At 47.3% G+C, this 17,547-nt stretch carries 15 protein-coding genes; all 15 read left to right on the top strand.

What is annotated here, in order from left to right:
• Window positions 1–4 precede the first annotated feature (4 nt).
• The 15 genes from OCV70_RS01595 to OCV70_RS01525 all read left to right on the top strand — a co-directional run bounded on the left by OCV70_RS01595 (window position 5) and on the right by OCV70_RS01525 (window position 17,493).
• Window positions 5–718: a zinc metallopeptidase gene (locus tag OCV70_RS01595; RefSeq protein ID WP_117850846.1), complete on the top strand. Its 714-nt coding sequence runs from the start codon at window positions 5–7 to the stop codon at window positions 716–718.
• Entirely contained in the window at window positions 711–2,060 is a 1,350-nt protein-coding gene (gene rsmB / locus OCV70_RS01590) for a 16S rRNA (cytosine(967)-C(5))-methyltransferase RsmB (RefSeq protein ID WP_021926889.1), read from the top strand. Before OCV70_RS01595 ends, rsmB begins: the two co-directional genes overlap by 8 nt.
• Window positions 2,061–2,071: 11 nt before the next feature.
• Complete coding sequence (gene rlmN, locus OCV70_RS01585) at window positions 2,072–3,112, top strand: dual-specificity RNA methyltransferase RlmN (RefSeq protein ID WP_021926888.1); 1,041 nt, start codon at window positions 2,072–2,074, stop codon at window positions 3,110–3,112.
• 26 nt (window positions 3,113–3,138) lie between these two features.
• Window positions 3,139–3,885, top strand: a complete 747-nt coding sequence (locus OCV70_RS01580) for a Stp1/IreP family PP2C-type Ser/Thr phosphatase (RefSeq protein WP_021926887.1) — start codon at window positions 3,139–3,141, stop codon at window positions 3,883–3,885.
• The gene (gene pknB / locus OCV70_RS01575; RefSeq protein ID WP_262579061.1) at window positions 3,879–6,137 is read left to right on the top strand and encodes a Stk1 family PASTA domain-containing Ser/Thr kinase; all 2,259 of its coding nucleotides are present in this window, start codon (window positions 3,879–3,881) and stop codon (window positions 6,135–6,137) included. The genes OCV70_RS01580 and pknB overlap by 7 nt, the downstream gene beginning before the upstream one ends.
• Window positions 6,138–6,140: 3 nt before the next feature.
• Entirely contained in the window at window positions 6,141–7,019 is an 879-nt protein-coding gene (gene rsgA / locus OCV70_RS01570; RefSeq protein WP_173765897.1) for a ribosome small subunit-dependent GTPase A, read from the top strand.
• Between the two features lie 4 nt (window positions 7,020–7,023).
• On the top strand, window positions 7,024–7,695 hold the full coding sequence (rpe, locus tag OCV70_RS01565) for a ribulose-phosphate 3-epimerase (RefSeq protein ID WP_021926885.1): 672 nt from the start codon (window positions 7,024–7,026) through the stop codon (window positions 7,693–7,695).
• Between the two features lie 8 nt (window positions 7,696–7,703).
• Window positions 7,704–8,381: a thiamine diphosphokinase gene (locus OCV70_RS01560; RefSeq protein ID WP_173765899.1), complete on the top strand. Its 678-nt coding sequence runs from the start codon at window positions 7,704–7,706 to the stop codon at window positions 8,379–8,381.
• A 184-nt stretch (window positions 8,382–8,565) separates the two neighbouring features.
• Window positions 8,566–9,663, top strand: coding sequence for a redox-regulated ATPase YchF (ychF, locus tag OCV70_RS01555; protein ID WP_021926448.1), 1,098 nt, complete (start codon window positions 8,566–8,568; stop codon window positions 9,661–9,663).
• Between the two features lie 41 nt (window positions 9,664–9,704).
• A complete protein-coding gene (lgt, locus tag OCV70_RS01550) occupies window positions 9,705–11,117 on the top strand; it encodes a prolipoprotein diacylglyceryl transferase (RefSeq protein WP_021926447.1) in 1,413 nt (470 codons plus the stop codon).
• A 332-nt stretch (window positions 11,118–11,449) separates the two neighbouring features.
• Window positions 11,450–11,881 (top strand): division/cell wall cluster transcriptional repressor MraZ, encoded by a 432-nt coding sequence (mraZ, locus tag OCV70_RS01545; protein WP_021926446.1) that lies wholly within the window; start codon window positions 11,450–11,452, stop codon window positions 11,879–11,881.
• A 35-nt stretch (window positions 11,882–11,916) separates the two neighbouring features.
• Window positions 11,917–12,852, top strand: a complete 936-nt coding sequence (gene rsmH / locus OCV70_RS01540) for a 16S rRNA (cytosine(1402)-N(4))-methyltransferase RsmH (RefSeq protein WP_117850832.1) — start codon at window positions 11,917–11,919, stop codon at window positions 12,850–12,852.
• A 13-nt stretch (window positions 12,853–12,865) separates the two neighbouring features.
• On the top strand, window positions 12,866–13,417 hold the full coding sequence (locus OCV70_RS01535; protein WP_021926444.1) for a septum formation initiator family protein: 552 nt from the start codon (window positions 12,866–12,868) through the stop codon (window positions 13,415–13,417).
• Window positions 13,418–13,553: 136 nt separating this feature from the next.
• A complete protein-coding gene (locus OCV70_RS01530; RefSeq protein ID WP_243176585.1) occupies window positions 13,554–15,689 on the top strand; it encodes a peptidoglycan D,D-transpeptidase FtsI family protein in 2,136 nt (711 codons plus the stop codon).
• 73 nt (window positions 15,690–15,762) lie between these two features.
• Window positions 15,763–17,493, top strand: coding sequence for a peptidoglycan D,D-transpeptidase FtsI family protein (locus OCV70_RS01525; protein WP_021926442.1), 1,731 nt, complete (start codon window positions 15,763–15,765; stop codon window positions 17,491–17,493).
• Window positions 17,494–17,547 lie beyond the last annotated feature (54 nt).

Genomic DNA, 17,547 nt, shown 5'->3' with positions numbered 1-17,547 from the left:
TCGTATGTACGGATATGGATATCCTTATGGATTTTATTTTGATCCTACCTATGTTTTGCTGATTATCGGAATGATCCTGGCGCTGGCAGCTTCCGGAAAAATGAAAAGCACGTTTGCCCGCTACCAACAGGTAAGAAGCCACAGCGGACTTACCGGAGCCCAGACGGCCCAGAGAATCCTGAATGCTGCTGGAATCTATGATGTGACAGTGGTTCCCATTGCAGGAAGCCTCACGGATCACTATGATCCAAGAACAAAGAAGCTGGCACTTTCCCAAGATGTATACGGAAGAACTTCTGTGGCTGCTGTGTGTGTGGCCGCCCATGAGTGCGGACACGCCATCCAGCACAATGTGAATTATGCACCGCTGAACATCCGCTCTGCCATTGTACCAGTGGCAAATATCGGATCTTCCCTTTCCTGGCCGATCTTTCTTCTGGGACTGATCCTTTCCATTCCGGCTCTTACCACAGCAGGAATTGTGCTGTTTTCACTGGCCGTGCTGTTCCAGCTTGTGACCCTTCCGGTGGAGTTTAATGCTTCCTCAAGAGCCTTAAAAATGCTGGAAAGTACCGGAATTCTAAGTCACGAGGAAAATGCAGGTGCAAAAAAGGTGCTTACCGCAGCAGCCCTGACTTATGTAGCAGCGCTGGCTTCCTCCATTTTGCAGCTTTTGAGACTGATCATACTTTCCGGAGGTAGAAGACGGGATGATTAACGGAATCAATTCCAGGGAAATGATCCTGGAAATATTACTTGAAATTGAAGAGGGCGAGCACAGCCATGTGGCGATCCGAAATGCCCTTTCCAAATACCAGTTTCTTCCCAAGCAGGACCGGGCATTTATTACCCGGGTCTGCGAGGGAACCTTAGAATATCGGATCCAGATCGACTATATTATCAATTCTTTTTCCAAGGTGACTGTGGATAAGATGAAGCCTGCCATTCGGGAAATCTTAAGAAGTGCGGTATACCAGCTGAAATATATGGACAGCGTGCCGGACAGCGCAGTGTGCAATGAAGCTGTGAAGCTGGCACAGCGCAAGGGCTTTTATAACCTGAAGCCTTTTGTAAACGGTGTGCTTCGCACCATTGCAAGGGAAATGGACAAGGTCAGCTTCCCGAAGAAGGAAGAAGATCTTCTGAAATATCTTTCCGTGAAGTATTCCATGCCGGAGAATCTGGTAACAAGATGGCTGGATGCATATGGAGAGGAAACTACAGAAAAGATCCTGGCTGATTTTCTTACCGAGCGGCCTCTTACCATCCGCTGCCGCACCTATCTGAATTCCAAAGAAGAAATTGTGAAGAGCCTGGAAAATCAGGGCGTAGAGGTAACGCCTGCCCCTTATCTTCCTTATGCATATGGAATCTCCGGTTTCAACCATATTCTTGCATTGGATGCCTTCATTAAAGGACAGATTGTAGTGCAGGACGTAAGCTCCATGCTGGTTGCAGAGGTGGCAAACCCTAAGAAGGGGGATTATGTGATTGATGTGTGCGCGGCACCGGGAGGCAAAAGCCTTCACATGGGTGACAAAATGGAAGGCTACGGAACTGTGGATGCCAGGGATGTGAGCCAGTACAAGGTGAACCTGATCGAGGAGAATATCCAGAGAACCAACTCCATCAATGTGCAGGCAAAGGTACAGGATGCTACCGTGTTTGATCAGGAGTCAGAGCTGCTGGCAGACATTGTGATCGCAGATGTTCCCTGCTCCGGCTATGGCGTCATCGGCAAGAAACCGGAGATCAAATACCGGGTAACTCCTCAGAAACAGGAGGAAATCGTAATCCTGCAGAGAACCATTCTGGACCGTGCAGCCAACTATGTGAAGCCAAGAGGAGAACTGATCTTCAGTACCTGCACCATTGCAAAAGAAGAAAACGAAGAGAATATGATGTGGTTTTTGCAGAATTATCCGTTTAAGCTGGAAAGCCTGGATCCTTATCTTCCAGAGGAACTGCATTCTGAGACAACAGCTCTTGGATATCTGCAGCTGCTTCCAGGCGTACATAAGACAGATGGATTTTTTATTGCAAAATTCAGAAGAAAATAGGAAACGAAATTATGACAGACATTAAGTCCATGAATAAAGAAGAACTGAAGGATCTGATGGTACAGGTTGGAGAAAAGCCTTTTCGTGCCAAACAGATCTACAGCTGGCTTCATGAACACCTGGTAACTTCCTATGAAGAAATGGGAAATATCCCGGGAAAATTAAAAGAAAAACTGAAGGAATATCCCATCACGGCCCTGGAAATGGTGGACGAGCAGATTTCCGCCATTGACGGCACAAGGAAATATCTGTTTCGTCTTTCTGATGGAAATGTGATCGAGAGCGTTCTCATGCGTTATAAACATGGGAACTCTGTGTGCATTTCCTCCCAGGTGGGCTGCAAAATGGGATGCCGTTTCTGCGCCTCTACCATTGGAGGCTGGACCAGAAACTTGCTTCCTTCCGAGATGCTGGACCAGATCTACCGGATCCAGAGCATTACCGGCGAGCGTGTATCCAATGTAGTGGTGATGGGAACCGGCGAACCGATGGATAACTATGATAACATTGTACGTTTTGTACATCTGCTTTCCGAGGAAGGCGGTCTTAATATCAGCCAGAGGAATATAACCGTATCGACCTGCGGGATTGTTCCGAAAATCTATGAGCTTGCAAAGGAAAAGCTGCAGATTACCCTTGCGTTATCCCTGCATGCTCCGAATGATGAGAAAAGGCGTGAGCTGATGCCCATTGCCAACCGCTACAGTATGGATGAGGTCCTGGATGCATGCCGGAATTATTTCCAGGAAACAGGCAGGAGAATCACCTTTGAATACAGTCTTGTGGCTGGTGTTAATGACAGTGATGAGGACGCAAAAGAGCTAAGCAGCCGGATCCATGACATTAACTGTCATGTAAATCTGATTCCTGTGAACCCGATCAAAGAGCGTTCTTACAGGCGTTCCACCCATCAGGCTGTGGAGAATTTTAAAATAAAACTTGAAAAATGCGGAATTAATGTTACTATTAGAAGGGAAATGGGCAGTGATATAGACGGTGCCTGTGGACAATTGAGAAAGAGTTATATGGAAAAAGGTTACGATCAGCAGTAACCAAGAAGCAGAAAGCGAGAAGTGACATGAGGGTATATTCAGCTACGAATATCGGAATGAAGCGGAAGATGAACCAGGATTATGTGTTCGCTTCCCAGACCCCGGTTGGAAATCTCCCGAACCTCTTTGCTGTTGCTGATGGAATGGGAGGGCACAACGCAGGTGATTACGCTTCCTCTCACGCTGTCAGGATACTGGTAGATGAAATCAGGGAAGATACGGATTACAATCCAGTAAAGGTGATCCGCCATGCCATCGAGACTGCTAACACAGAAATTATAGAACAGGCACAAAAAGACGAGAAACTTCGTGGAATGGGCACCACCATGGTGGTAGCCACCATTGTTGGCCAGTATGCCTATGTGGCCAATGTGGGAGACAGCAGACTGTATGTGGCAGACAAACAACTGAGACAGGTTACCAGAGATCATTCGCTGGTACAGGAAATGGTAAGAATGGGTGAAATTACAGCCGAGGAGGCACGGAATCATCCGGATAAGAATATTATCACCAGAGCGCTTGGTGCAGAGAAAACCGTAGATGTAGATTTCTTTGACATGCGTCTGGAGCCGGGAAGTACGATTCTGATGTGCTCGGACGGTCTTTCCAATATGGTTGAGGATTCCAAGATGGAAGAGATCATATTGAATTCCGATGAAGACATTAACTGGAAAGGGGAGACCCTGATCCGGGAGGCCAACAACAACGGCGGCAAAGACAACATTGCAATAGTATTGGTAGAACCATTCACGAATGAGGTGGAAACATGTTAAAGACAGGTATGATCATAGCTGAGCGCTATGAAATTGTAAGCAAAATCGGTACCGGCGGAATGGCGGACGTATATAAGGCAATGGACCATAAACTGAACCGCTTTGTGGCAGTTAAGGTTCTGAAGCCGGAATTCCGGGAAGATGCAACTTTTGTAAAGAAATTCAGAAGTGAGGCGCAGGCAGCAGCAGGACTGACGCATCCCAATATCGTCAATGTATTTGACGTAGGAGATGATGAGGGCGTTTATTACATTGTAATGGAACTGATCGAGGGAATTACCCTGAAGGAGTATATTTCCAAGAAAGGCAAGCTTTCCGTAAAGGAAGCAACCAGTATTGCCATTCAGGTATCCATGGGACTGGAGGCTGCACACAGCCACGGAATTGTACACCGTGATGTGAAGCCGCAGAACATTATTATTTCTACAGACGGTAAAGTAAAGGTAACAGACTTTGGTATTGCCAGAGCCGCATCCTCCAATACCATCAGCTCCAATGTGATGGGATCTGTACATTACAGTTCACCGGAGCAGGTACGAGGCGGTTACAGCGATGAGAAGAGTGATATCTATTCATTGGGTATTACCTTATATGAGATGGTAACAGGCAGGGTTCCCTTTGACGGGGATACCACAGTTGCCATTGCCATCAAGCATCTTCAGGAGGAAATGGTTCCGCCCAGCCTCTATGCGCCGGATCTTCCGTACAGCTTGGAGCAGATCATTTTGAAATGTACCCAGAAGAGTGTGGACCGCAGATACAACAAGATGGAGGATGTGATCGCAGACCTGAAGCATTCCCTGATCGACCCGCAGGGGGATTTTGTGAAGCTGACTTCTGTAGATACAGATGCCAAGACGGTGGTAATCTCTGACGAGGAGCTTGGGGAGATCAAGCATACCCCGAAGCAGTCCATAAAGGCTGACATTGAGGCTCTTGAGAAGGAACTTAATGAGACCAACTATGATGATTACGATCCGGATGAGGACGAAGACAGAACCAGCCGTTCCCGCAGCAGAAGCAGCAGGGACCGTGACAGAGAAAGGGACAGAGAAAGGGACAGAGATGACAGAGAGCGCCGCCTTAAGAAAAAGAAAAGAGGCGTCAGCGTAGCAGGAAGTATTGTGGCACTGATCGCAGGCGCAGCTGTTCTCATTGCTGTGATCGTTGTAGCAGGAAAGGCCACCGGCCTGATCGGAGGCGGCAAGGCAAATACTGAAGCAGACCAGCAGGAGCAGACCACACAGCAGGATAACACAGATGACGGACTGGTACCAGTACCGGATCTGGTTGGCAAGACAGAGGCTGAGGCTCAGGAACTCCTTGCATCCCTGAATATCGGAATGAGCTACAAGGGTGAGGAAGCTTCCACTCAGGCCAAAGGCAATATTTCTTCCCAGGATCCTGTAGAGGGTACCAGAGTAGAGAAGAATTCAACAGTCAATTATTATGTAAGTAAAGGTTCAGAAGAAATTACAGTACCGGATCTGTTTGGCCAGAATGCTGCTGCCGCACAGGAAACTCTGGAGAGCCAGGGCGTGAATGTTCAGATCAATAAGATCTACCCGGATGATACCTCTTCTGTGGATATCGGATGCGTACTGGATACAGAGCCGACAGCCGGCACGACTGTGAAGGCCGGGGATACGGTTACCCTTACCATCAGCCGCGGTATTGACTATGGCGACAGCGTACAGGTACCGGATGTAACCGGACTTGAGAAAAATGAAGCAATTGCCAAGCTTGGCAAATTCCTTAATATCAATGTGGAGACACAGGTAAGCACAGATGTTGCAGAAGGAACCGTTATTTCCCAGGATCCGATCGGATTCACAGATGATGATCCGGTTTACGGAAATCCTGACACAGATACCATTACCATTACCGTAAGCAGTGGTACACAGGATATTTCTGCCGCAGAGAGCACAGAAGATACAACTCAGACACAGAGCTCTTCCGACGCTGCTGCAGCCGCTGTTGCAAACGGTGAAATCTGGAAATGCACCCAGAGACTGAACACACCTACCGGATACACAGGCGGTCTTGTCAGACTGGAACTGGTTCAGGAAGTGAGCGGAGTTCCCACTGCAAGCACTGTAGTAGACGGACAGCAGCTGACTTTCCCGTATCAGCTGGACATTATTGGAGCACCTGGTGTGGCTGAGGGTACCTTATATCTGTCCGAACAGCAGTCAGACGGAAGCTACCAGGAACTTGGACATTATCCGCTTACTTTTGAGAAAGCAGAGTAATCCATGCAGGGAAAGATCATTAAAGGAATCGCAGGTTTTTATTACATTTATGCCGAGGACGGCAATGTGTATGAATGCAAGGCAAAGGGGATTTTCCGAAAGGATAATTTCAAGCCCCTTGTAGGGGATAATGCGGAAATTTCCGTTCTGGACCAGGAGGCGAAGGAAGGCAGCGTAACTGCCATTCTTCCCCGCCGCAATTCCCTGATCCGTCCGGCAGTTGCCAATGTGGATCAGGCATTTGTTATCTTTGCAATGGAGGATCCAAAGCCGAATTTTCTTCTTCTGGACAGATTTCTGATTATGATGGAGCAGCAGGGGATTCCTGCTGTTATCTGTTTTAACAAGAAGGATTTAGGAGAGAAGGAAGAACTGGAACGGCTGTATCAGACCTATACCGGATGCGGATACCAGGTGGTTCTGTCCAGTACCTTAGAAGGAGAGGGCATCGACGAGATCCGTCAGATCCTGAGAGGAAAGACAACCGTGGTAGCAGGTCCTTCCGGAGTTGGCAAATCTTCCATCACCAACTGCATGCAGGGTGAGATTCAGATGGAGACTGGAGAGATCAGCCGGAAGCTGAAAAGAGGAAAGCACACTACCAGACATTCCCAGGTAATTCCTGTGGAGAAGGATACCTTCCTTGTGGATACTCCGGGATTTTCTTCTTTGTATCTTACGGATATGGAAGAAGATGAACTGAGAAATTATTTTCCGGAATTTCTGAAATATGAACCGCAGTGCCGTTTCCAGGGATGCAGACACATCCACGAACCGGACTGCGGCGTTAAGGAAGCCCTGGCAGAGGGAAAGATCAGCCAGCTGCGTTATGAGGATTATCTGGCATTATATGAGGAATTAAAAGAGAAAAGGAGATACTAAAACTATGTATCAGCTATGCCCTTCCATTTTATCAGCGGATTTTAACCGCCTGGGCGAACAGATTAAAATTCTTGAAAACGAAGGAGTACAGTGGCTCCACATTGACGTTATGGATGGAGATTTCGTTCCAAGCATTTCTTTTGGAATGCCTGTGATCAAATCCATTCGTAAGGAATCCAAGATGTTTTTTGATGTTCATCTTATGGTGACAGAGCCAGAGAGATACATTCAGGATTTTGTAAACTGCGGTGCAGATTCCATTACCGTACATGCAGAAGCCTGTGAGGATCTGGAAAGGACAATTGAGCGCATCAAGGACGCTGGCGTGAAGGTGGGAGTCTCCATCAAGCCTGCGACTCCGGTGAATGACATCAGCCATATGCTGGAGGATGTGGATATGGTCCTTGTGATGACGGTTCAGCCAGGATTTGGCGGACAGAAATATATGGATGAGTGTACAGAGAAGATTCAGGAACTGAGAGAACTGATCGACAAAGAGAATCTGGATGTGGATATTGAGGTGGACGGCGGAATCAATGAGGGTACTCTTGAGACTGTTATGAAGGCCGGGGCAAATATTTTTGTTGCCGGATCCTGGGTATTTGGCGGTGACATCGCAGAAAATGTCCGTCACATTCAGAAAGAAATTGAAGAAATCAGCGACCGAATCGAGTGAGATACAGTATGACAGACACAGTAATCGTAAGCGGGGGCATGATCCAGAAAGATTTTGCCCTCGATTTTTTAAAAAAACTGCAAAAAGAGAATAAAGACCAAAAGCTGCAGCTTGTGGCAGCTGACCGGGGGCTGGACTTTTTCAGAGAGACCGGGCTGGTGCCGGATCTTGCAGACGGAGATTTTGACAGCGTATCTGCGGAGGGAAAGGCATACCTTGACAGCCTTACTAGAACCAGAATTATGAAGCTTCAGCCGGAAAAGGATGATACGGATACACAGTCTGCATTAAACCTGGTGATTGATCAGGGGGCACGCAGCATTTTAATCCTGGGAGCGACAGGAGGCAGGCTGGACCACTTCCTTGGCAATCTGGGACTTCTTACCCTGGGAAAACAAAAAGGCGTGAAGGTTGCCCTGGCAGACGAGCAGAATTATATCTGTCTTGTGGAGAGTGGAACCAGGCTTTATAAGGACAGGCAGTTTGGAAAATATGTTTCTTTTTTTCCAGCAGGAGGAGCGGTTGAGGGACTTACCCTTGAGGGCTTTAAGTATACGCTGGCCGGATATAATCTGACAGTAGCGGACAGCGGACTTACCGTAAGTAATGAGATCCAGGAAGAAGAGGCAGTGATCCGCTACCAGAGCGGCAGCCTTCTGATGATCATGTCCCGGGACCGCAGATAAAGATCTTGCTGTGTTACTGGGCACGGAGCGAATAGTAACCTTGCTGTAACTGCGCAGACCATATACAGTTACAATTTACTTTTGAAACGCGGTGTGGTATGATTTAACAGGATTGGGCTGCCTTGCAGCCCTGCTACATTAAGAATTGGTATTTCGGAAGAAATACAAGGAGGAATATACAGAAATGAAATTAGGTATCGTTGGTTTACCAAACGTAGGAAAAAGTACACTTTTTAACTCTTTAACCAAGGCAGGAGCAGAATCCGCCAACTATCCATTCTGTACCATTGACCCTAACGTGGGCGTTGTTACTGTACCGGATGAGAGACTGGCTCTGCTTGGAGATTTCTATCATTCCAAGAAGGTAACACCTGCAGTCATCGAGTTTGTTGATATTGCCGGACTTGTAAAGGGCGCCTCCAAGGGCGAAGGTCTTGGAAACCAGTTCCTTGCAAATATCCGTGAAGTAGACGCAATCGTACATGTAGTACGCTGCTTTGAGGATACCAATGTAATCCACGTAGACGGAAGCATTGATCCAATCCGTGACATTGAGACCATTAATCTGGAGCTGATCTTTTCTGACCTTGAGATCCTGGAGAGAAGAATTGCCAAGGTTACCAAGACCGCACGTATGGATAAGGAAGCGGCCAAGGAGCTTGACTTCCTTCAGAAGATTAAGAAATGGCTGGAAGACGGCAAGATGGCAATTACCATGGAGCTTGAGAATGAGGATGAGGAAGCATGGATGGGAACCTATAACCTGCTCACCCAGAAGCCAGTGATTTATGCAGCCAATGTTGCAGAGGATGACCTTGCAAACGACGGAGCTGACAATGCTCATGTTCAGGCTGTAAGAAAGTATGCAGCAGAGCAGAACAGCGAGATTTTCGTGATCTGTGCCCAGATCGAGGAAGAGATTTCCGAGCTGGATGAGGATGAGAGAAAAATGTTCTTAGAGGATCTTGGTCTTAAGGAGTCCGGCCTTGAGAAGCTGGTAAAAGCAAGCTACCATCTCCTTGGCCTGATGAGCTTCCTTACTTCCGGTGAAGATGAGACAAGAGCATGGACCATCAAGATTGGAACCAAGGCACCTCAGGCAGCTGGTAAGATCCACTCTGATTTCGAGAGAGGATTCATTAAGGCTGAGGTAGTGAATTATCAGGATCTTCTGGATTGCGGCTCCTATGCAGGTGCAAGAGAGAAAGGCCTTGTGAGAATGGAAGGTAAGGATTACGTGGTACAGGACGGCGATGTAATCTTATTCCGCTTTAACGTATAATGATCAATGCGATCCAACCGAAAGAGACAGAGGGATAATAAATGTCAATTCAGTTTCCAAATCTGGGGATCAACCTGGATTATGTGGGAAAATCCATTCGCATATTTGGATTTGAAATTACCTTCTTCGGTCTTCTGATTGCAGCCGGAATGCTTCTGGGACTGGGATTTATAGTCCTTGAGGCAAGAAGATGCGGAGAAAAAGAAGATGATTACCTGGAAATGATGATCCTCTCACTGGTGACGGGAGTGATCGGTGCAAGAGCACTTTATGTATGTTTTTCCTGGAATCTTTATAAAGGAAATGTGAATCAGATCTTTAATTTAAGAGGCGGCGGCCTTGCTTTTTACGGCGGGCTGTTCGGCGGCATGCTGGGCGCAGCCATCTACTGTGCCATCCGCAAAAAGGCCTTCATGCAGATGGCAGATACTGCCTGTATGGGACTGGTGATCGCGCAGATAATAGGAAGGTGGGGGGATTTCTTTAACCGGGAATCCTTCGGTGAATATACCAACAGCATATTTGCAATGCAGCTTCCTTTATCCGCTGTGCGTTCCAGTGAAGTCACATCCGTTATGAGGGAGAATCTTGAGACCATAGGAGGCGTTTCCTATATTCAGGTTCATCCGGTCTTTCTTTACGAAAGTCTGTGGTGCCTGCTTTTGTTTCTGCTCATGCTTGTGTGGAAAAGAAAGAAACGTTTTCATGGAGAGGTATTCTTAAGATATCTGGCTGGATACGGACTTGGCAGATTCATTCTGGAATATCTGAGAACAGACAAGCTGACGATTCCCGGAACTTCCATCGGAATTTGCCAGGTGATCTCAGCGGCACTGTTTCTCATATGTGCGGTAGTGGTAACTGTGGAGAGCTCTATGGCGAAGAAGAGAGCTGCAAGGCGCAGACGCAGGAGAGAACAGGATTATGAAGCACAGGAGATGGCGGCCAGACAGGCTGAAGCGGAAGAATACAGAGACAGGCTTAAGCTTGAGCGGGCTTTTGCAGATGAAAAGAAAGGCAGTGTCCCGGAAGCATATTCCGGCAGTGTTCCGGTCTATGAAAGCCAGGAAGAAGAAAGCACTCAGGATGATCCAAAGGAAGAAGAGACTGCCGGATCAGCTTCTGACCAGATGGAAGAAGCTGCAAAGGATGGTTATGAAGAAGTCTCTGAAAATCAGGAAGCAGTTGCTGGCGAAGACGCTGAGACTGAAGAAACAGCTTCGGAAGAATACGAAGAAAATGAAGGCGATGAAGCCGTATCTGAGGAAGCACTTCAGGAAGACGGCAGCTTACAAAAAGACGATTCCGCCTATGAAGAGGTGGAAGAGACTGCTGCACCTTATGGAACAGAAGCTGCTTCTGCAGCGGATCCATCACTTTCAGAAGATGATGAGTGGCTGTATAGCAAGCCGCGCAGATTTGCGAAAAAACCTGCCAATGAGCAGAAAAATTGACGGTATGATCGCCAGATATCACGATCTTGCCGGGCTGAATGAAATATTTTGACCATTCCAAAAAGGGATGGAAGGCGAAGCGCCGCTTTGGTGAATGACTCATCAAAGCGGCGTTTTTTCTGTGTTTGTAAGGACTTTGTAACACAATTATGTAATAGATTTCATAATTTGCCACTTGTAATTTAGAAGCAAATGGGTTAGAATAAACGCATAAGTGGTAGGAAGTGGAGAAAAGTGGTGACAAATGGGGACGAAGTGGCAGAACTTCCATTTGTTTCCCATCATGAAATACGAAGGGGAGAATCGTATTTCACGAGAGTAGGTGAGTTTCTATGTTCATGGGAGAATACAATCATATAATCGACGCGAAGGGGCGTTTGATTATCCCGGCTAAGTTCAGGGAACTCTTAGGAGAAGAATTTGTACTGACCAAGGGACTTGATGGTTGCCTTTTTATTTATCCTATGGATGAATGGGAAGCCTTTGAAGAGAAGCTCAGAGCATTACCACTTACAAACAAAAACGCTAGAGCCTTTTCGCGATTCTTTGTAGCTGGAGCTACCATGTGTGAACTGGACAAGCAGGGGAGAATTCTCGTACCTCAGACGTTACGTGAGTTCGCTGGTCTGGAGAAGGACGTGGTCCTGACAGGCAACTTGAACAGAGTTGAGGTCTGGAGCAAGGAGAAATGGAGCGAGAATTGCAATTTTGACGATATGGACAGCATTGCAGAGAGCATGGAAAGCATCGGTATCGTTATCTGAGCATAAAACAAGCAGAAATCCAACAGGAGACGGAAATGGAATTTAAACACAAATCTGTATTACTGGACGAGACCGTTGGCGGGCTTAACATCAAGCCGGATGGAATCTATGTGGATGGCACTTTGGGCGGCGCTGGACATGCCATAGAGGTATGCAGGAAACTTTCTGCCAAGGGGAGATTTATTGGTATAGATCAAGACCAGGATGCGATAATTGCTGCGAGTGAACGACTTGCCGCCTTTGATCAGGTGACAATCATTCGCAGCAATTATTGTTACATGGTACCGGAGCTCGCCGCAAGGGGAGTTCACAAGGTAGATGGTATTGTGCTGGATCTGGGAGTATCCTCATATCAGCTGGACAATGAAGAACGTGGATTTACCTACCGGGTAGATGCACCTCTTGACATGCGTATGGACCAGAGACAGACTCAGACCGCCAGTGACATTGTAAACGGTTACGAAGAAAGAGAACTATATCGCATTATACGCGATTACGGTGAAGATAAATTTGCTAAGAATATAGCGAAACATATTGTTGCCGCAAGGCAGCAGGCCCCGATCACCACCACAGGGCAGCTTACACAGATCATACGGGAATCTATCCCTATGAAGATACAGGCAGCAGGCGGACATCCTGCCAAGCGTACCTTCCAGGCAATCCGTATTGAGCTGAACAAGGAGCTGGATGTACTTCGGGATTCCCTTGACGGGATGATCGATCTTCTGGATGATGGGGGAAGGCTTTGTATTATTACGTTCCATTCCCTGGAAGACAGAATCGTCAAGACCATCTTCCGCAAGAATGAGAATCCCTGTACTTGTCCGCCGGATTTTCCGGTTTGCGTGTGCGGGAAGAAGTCCAAAGGAAAAGTGATCACCAGGAAGCCGATTCTTCCCAGTGATGAGGAAATGGAAACAAATCCGCGTTCTAAGAGCGCAAAACTAAGAATTTTTGAGCGAAGGATTTAAAGAAGGGTAAAAAATGGCGAAGACAGGCAGACATACTACTTCCAGAAGAAGTTCACAGAGCATGTATGTTGATGGCAACACTGTGCGTAAAGTACAGGAAGTTCCTGTAAAAAGGGAATACCGTCAGCCAGAGCATTCAGTTAGAAAGAAACAGGCAAGACCTGCACTTGGCCCAGGTCAGGAACTGACCCGCCAGGGCAAGTCTCTTTCCAGGGAAGCGCGTCGAAACCGTGCCAAGGCCAACAGCATGAACCGGAATTTTGCCATATTTCTGGGCGTGCTTGGCGTTATAGTTGTATTTTGCAGCATCAATTATCTGCGTCTGAAAACAGAATGCACAAGCAAAAGAAGCCAGGTGGCTTCCTTAGAATCCCAGTTAGCAGAGCTGAAGGAAGATAATGATGCATATGAAAGCCAGGTAACATCCAGCGAGGATCTTGAAAGAATACGAAAGATCGCGATTGGACGACTGGGAATGAAATATCCAAGCAACCAGCAGACAGAGACCTATACAACTGAGGGCGGCAGCTTTGTCCGGCAGTATCAGGAAGTAACCGGGAAGTAAGGGAATGAAGGCAGGTGTTTGATTGAGTACTTCAGGAAGAAAAGCAAAGAAAAAACCAATTAAAAAAATAAATCACACTATGAAAAATAAGCTGTCAATACTGTTCTTATGCGTATTGGGAGCTTTAGTCGTTTTATTGGGAGTTATTACCTATATCAATTTTCACAGCGGTGAAAAATACAAGAAACAGGTATTAAGCCAGGCCCAGCAGAAATACCAGAATCGTACCATACCATCCAAGCGAGGCAGTATCTACGACCGGAATGGAAACCTTCTGGCAACCAGCAACAAGGTATACAATGTAATTCTGGACTGCAGGACCATAAACTCAGAGACCGATTATATAGAGCCCACGATCCGGGCACTGGAAAATATTTTTGGAGTGGAAGAGACCGCTGTCCGAAAGGCGCTGACAGATGATGAAACAAAGGACAGCCAGTACTGGGTGATCAAAAGGGCGGCCAGTATGGATGACCAGAAAGCCTTTGAGGATTACTGTGACCTTTCCGATACTACAGGCCTTACAGCAGCAGAAATTAAGGAACGGCAGAATGTGAAGGGCGTCTGGTTTGAGGAGGATTACCAGAGAGTTTATCCTTATAATGAGCTTGCCTGCGATACACTTGGCTTCACCTATTCCAGGGACTCGGCAGATTATGGCCTGGAAGGCTATTACAACAGCAGCCTTGTGGGAATCGATGGCCGCCAGTACGGCTACCTCAACGATGATTCCAATGTGGAGCAGACTATTATTGAGGCAAAGGATGGAAACAACCTGGAAACCAGCCTGGATCTTGGCATTCAGCAAATTGTGGAAAAATGGGTGAATGCTTTTATGGAATCCACAGGAGCCAAGAACATCGGCGTGATTGTGGAGAACCCTAATAACGGTGAAATCCTTGCAATGGATGGCGGAGACCGTTATGACCTGAACGATCCCCGTGATCTTTCTGATCAGTATACAAAGGAAGAACAGGCTGCCATGAGTGATTCGGAGACCATGACGATCTTAAGCGACAGATGGAACAACTTCTGCGTTACAGATATTTATGAACCGGGTTCTGTTGTGAAGCCCATTGTTATGGCAGCAGCTCTGGAGCAGGGCAAAATTTCCACAAGCGACACATTCTACTGCGATGGATTCCAGAACTTTGGTGTGGAAGGAAATATGACTACCATCAAGTGTGCGAATATCTACGGTCATGGCATGGAGACCCTTGCAGAGGTAATTGCCAATTCCTGCAATGATGCCATGATGCAGATTGGTGCAGCCATGGGCGCAGAGAATTTCTTGAAGGCCCAGAGCACCTTCAACTTCGGAAGCAGAACCGGAATCGATCTTCCAAATGAAGGCTACGGCATTATGCATACCATTGAGACCATGAAGGAGACGGAGCTTGCATGTTCTGCCTTTGGTCAGGGATTCAGCTGCACCATGATCCAGGAGATCAATGCCATGTGCTCTGTGATCAATGGCGGCTACTACTATCAGCCCCATCTTGTTACCAAGATTAAGGACGCCAGCGGTGCTACAGTGAAAAACATCAGCCCGATCCTTCAGAAGCAGACCATTTCCGAGAGTATTTCTGCAGATATCCGCAGCTACATGCAGGCCAGTGTGGAACAGGGTACCAGTATGACCTCCAAGGTGCAGGGCTACAGCTCAGGCGGTAAGACCGGAACTGCGGAGAAATTCCCGCGAGGAAACGGCAAATATGTAGTTTCCTTCATTGGTTTTGCCCCGGTAGAGGAGCCCCAGGTGGTAATCTATGTAGTCATTGATGAGCCAAACGTGGAAGATCAGGCAAGCAGTGTTTATGCCCAGTACGTGGCACAGGCCATTCTTTCTGAGATGCTGCCTTATATGAACATTCAGCCGGATGAATCCACAGACGGAACCATTCCGGAGACAGAGCTGTGGGAGAATTTCAGCGGTTATGCGAACAATGTGTCTAATAGCCAGATCGATGAAAACGGCAATCTTGTAGACGGAAATGGAAACCTGATCGACTGGGACGGCAACCGCATTGACGAGAACGGCTATCTTCTCAACATCGATGGAAGCTACAAGATGGATGAAAACGGAGAGTATATCAAATCCGACAATCTTGAGGGAACCAGCAATACCTATACAGGCTCTGCAGGTGAGACACTGCCAGAGGCTGTTTCCGATACCAACGTCCCCGGTCCGCCGGAAGATACCACAGATCCCATCCAGGATAACAACATGGAAAGCGAAGGCATTACAAACGAAGAAGCTGGTCTTGATTGAGCAGAGATGAAACATACCCCCGCGGGGAACTGTCATATATTAATTGTGACAGTTTCCGTCGGGGGATTTTTTTATGAAAAAAGCCATGACCTTTCACAGGAAAAAAATCTGGCTGGTCTTTCTCATATGTGCAGTCATGATGCTGGGAATGATCGGCCGGCTGGTCTATCTGATGGGGTTCCGGTCAGATTACTATTACCAGAAAGCACAGGACCTTCATGAAAGAGAGAGGGACATCAAAGCCGCAAGAGGCCAGATCCTGGATGCCCAGGGGCGGGTGCTGGCAGATAATAAGACAGTCTGCACCATTTCTGTCATACACAGCCAGATCAAGGAGCCGGAAAAGGTGATCCAGATTCTGTCAAAAGAACTGGATATGGACACAGAAACCGTGCGAAAAAGAGTGGAAAAGGTATCTTCTATTGAAAGGATCAAAACCAATGTTGAGAAATCTGTGGGAGATACCATCCGGGATTACGGTCTTGAGGGCGTGAAGGTAGACGAAGACTACAAAAGATACTATCCCTACGGCTCTCTGGCCTCCAAGGTTCTGGGTTTTACAGGAGGGGATAACCAGGGAATCATCGGGCTTGAGGTAAAGTATGAAGAGGTTCTGAAAGGGGAAAATGGCAAAATTTTGACCACCACAGATGCCCGTGGTGTGGAAATAGACCAGATTGGAGAAAGCAGAAAGGATCCGGTCCCCGGTGAAAACCTGAAGATCAGTCTGGATATTGATATCCAGCAGTACGCCCAGCAGGCTGCCCTTAAGGTGATGGAAGAAAAGCAGGCCACTCGTGTGTCCATCCTGCTTATGAATCCTCAGAACGGGGAAATCTATGCCTGCGTCAATGTGCCGGAATTTGACCTGAACGATCCCTTTACTTTAAATACAGATGTGGATACTACAGGAATGACCCAGCAGGAAAAACAGGACCTTCTGAACCAGATGTGGCGAAATCCCTGTCTGAATGATACCTATGAGCCGGGTTCTACCTTTAAAATCATCACCATGTCAGCAGGACTGGAGGCTGGCGTGGTTTCTGTAAATGACCGCTTTTACTGTCCTGGCTACAAGGTAGTAGATGACCGCCGGATCCACTGTGCCAGAAGGACGGGGCACGGCTCCCAGAATTTTGTGGAAGGGGCACAGAACTCCTGCAACCCGGTATTTATCGAGGTAGGCCTGCGTCTTGGCGTGGAAAATTACTATCATTACTTCGAACAATTTGGACTGAAAAAGAAAACAGGCGTGGATCTTCCAGGAGAAGCAGGAACCATTATGCACAAAATGGAAAATATGGGAAATGTAGAGCTGGCCACAGTGGCATTCGGCCAGTCTTTTCAGATCACGCCCATTCAGCTTGCCACTACCGTAAGCTCCCTGATCAACGGGGGAAGGCGGATCACGCCCCATTTTGGAGTGTCAGTGCTAAGTGCTGACGGCCTCAGCGGAAGGAAGCTGGAATATCCGGTGGAAGAGGGCATCGTCTCTGAGAAAACCTCTGAAACTGTGCGGCAGATCCTGGAAAAAGTAGTGTCAGAGGGCTCCGGGCGAAATGCTCAGATCGAGGGCTATACAGTGGGCGGCAAAACCGCCACATCCCAGACGCTTCCCAGAAGTGCCAACCGGTACATTTCTTCCTTCCTTGGCTTTATGCCTGCAGAAAATCCACAGATTCTGGGACTTTGCATCATCCATGATCCACAGGGCGTTTACTACGGCGGAACCATTGCGGCACCTGTGATCAAAAGCATTTTTGAAGCAGTTTTATCGTCGAAAAGCAACCTATGGGTTGATTAATAAGGGGAAAAGCTTTATACTATAAGATGCTTCAAAAAACAAAAATGAAAAACG

Source organism: Blautia acetigignens, from assembly GCF_025566865.1.
In the GTDB taxonomy this organism is placed as follows: domain Bacteria; phylum Bacillota; class Clostridia; order Lachnospirales; family Lachnospiraceae; genus Blautia_A; species Blautia_A acetigignens.
Note: the sequence above shows the minus strand (reverse complement) of the source record. Positions and strands in the feature narration are given on the sequence as shown.

Bases quoted from the DNA above. Each gene is read 5' to 3' on its own strand.
- rlmN (WP_021926888.1), top strand. From the start codon at position 2,072: ATGACAGACATTAAGTCCATGAATAAAGAAGAACTGAAGGATCTGATG.
- lgt (WP_021926447.1), top strand. From the start codon at position 9,705: ATGTCAATTCAGTTTCCAAATCTGGGGATCAACCTGGATTATGTGGGA.
- OCV70_RS01560 (WP_173765899.1), top strand. From the start codon at position 7,704: ATGACAGACACAGTAATCGTAAGCGGGGGCATGATCCAGAAAGATTTT.
- rpe (WP_021926885.1), top strand. From the start codon at position 7,024: ATGTATCAGCTATGCCCTTCCATTTTATCAGCGGATTTTAACCGCCTG.
- OCV70_RS01535 (WP_021926444.1), top strand. From the start codon at position 12,866: ATGGCGAAGACAGGCAGACATACTACTTCCAGAAGAAGTTCACAGAGC.
- ychF (WP_021926448.1), top strand. From the start codon at position 8,566: ATGAAATTAGGTATCGTTGGTTTACCAAACGTAGGAAAAAGTACACTT.
- OCV70_RS01525 (WP_021926442.1), top strand. From the start codon at position 15,763: ATGAAAAAAGCCATGACCTTTCACAGGAAAAAAATCTGGCTGGTCTTT.
- rsmB (WP_021926889.1), top strand. From the start codon at position 711: ATGATTAACGGAATCAATTCCAGGGAAATGATCCTGGAAATATTACTT.
- OCV70_RS01595 (WP_117850846.1), top strand. From the start codon at position 5: ATGTACGGATATGGATATCCTTATGGATTTTATTTTGATCCTACCTAT.
- OCV70_RS01580 (WP_021926887.1), top strand. From the start codon at position 3,139: ATGAGGGTATATTCAGCTACGAATATCGGAATGAAGCGGAAGATGAAC.
- pknB (WP_262579061.1), top strand. From the start codon at position 3,879: ATGTTAAAGACAGGTATGATCATAGCTGAGCGCTATGAAATTGTAAGC.
- rsgA (WP_173765897.1), top strand. From the start codon at position 6,141: ATGCAGGGAAAGATCATTAAAGGAATCGCAGGTTTTTATTACATTTAT.
- rsmH (WP_117850832.1), top strand. From the start codon at position 11,917: ATGGAATTTAAACACAAATCTGTATTACTGGACGAGACCGTTGGCGGG.
- mraZ (WP_021926446.1), top strand. From the start codon at position 11,450: ATGTTCATGGGAGAATACAATCATATAATCGACGCGAAGGGGCGTTTG.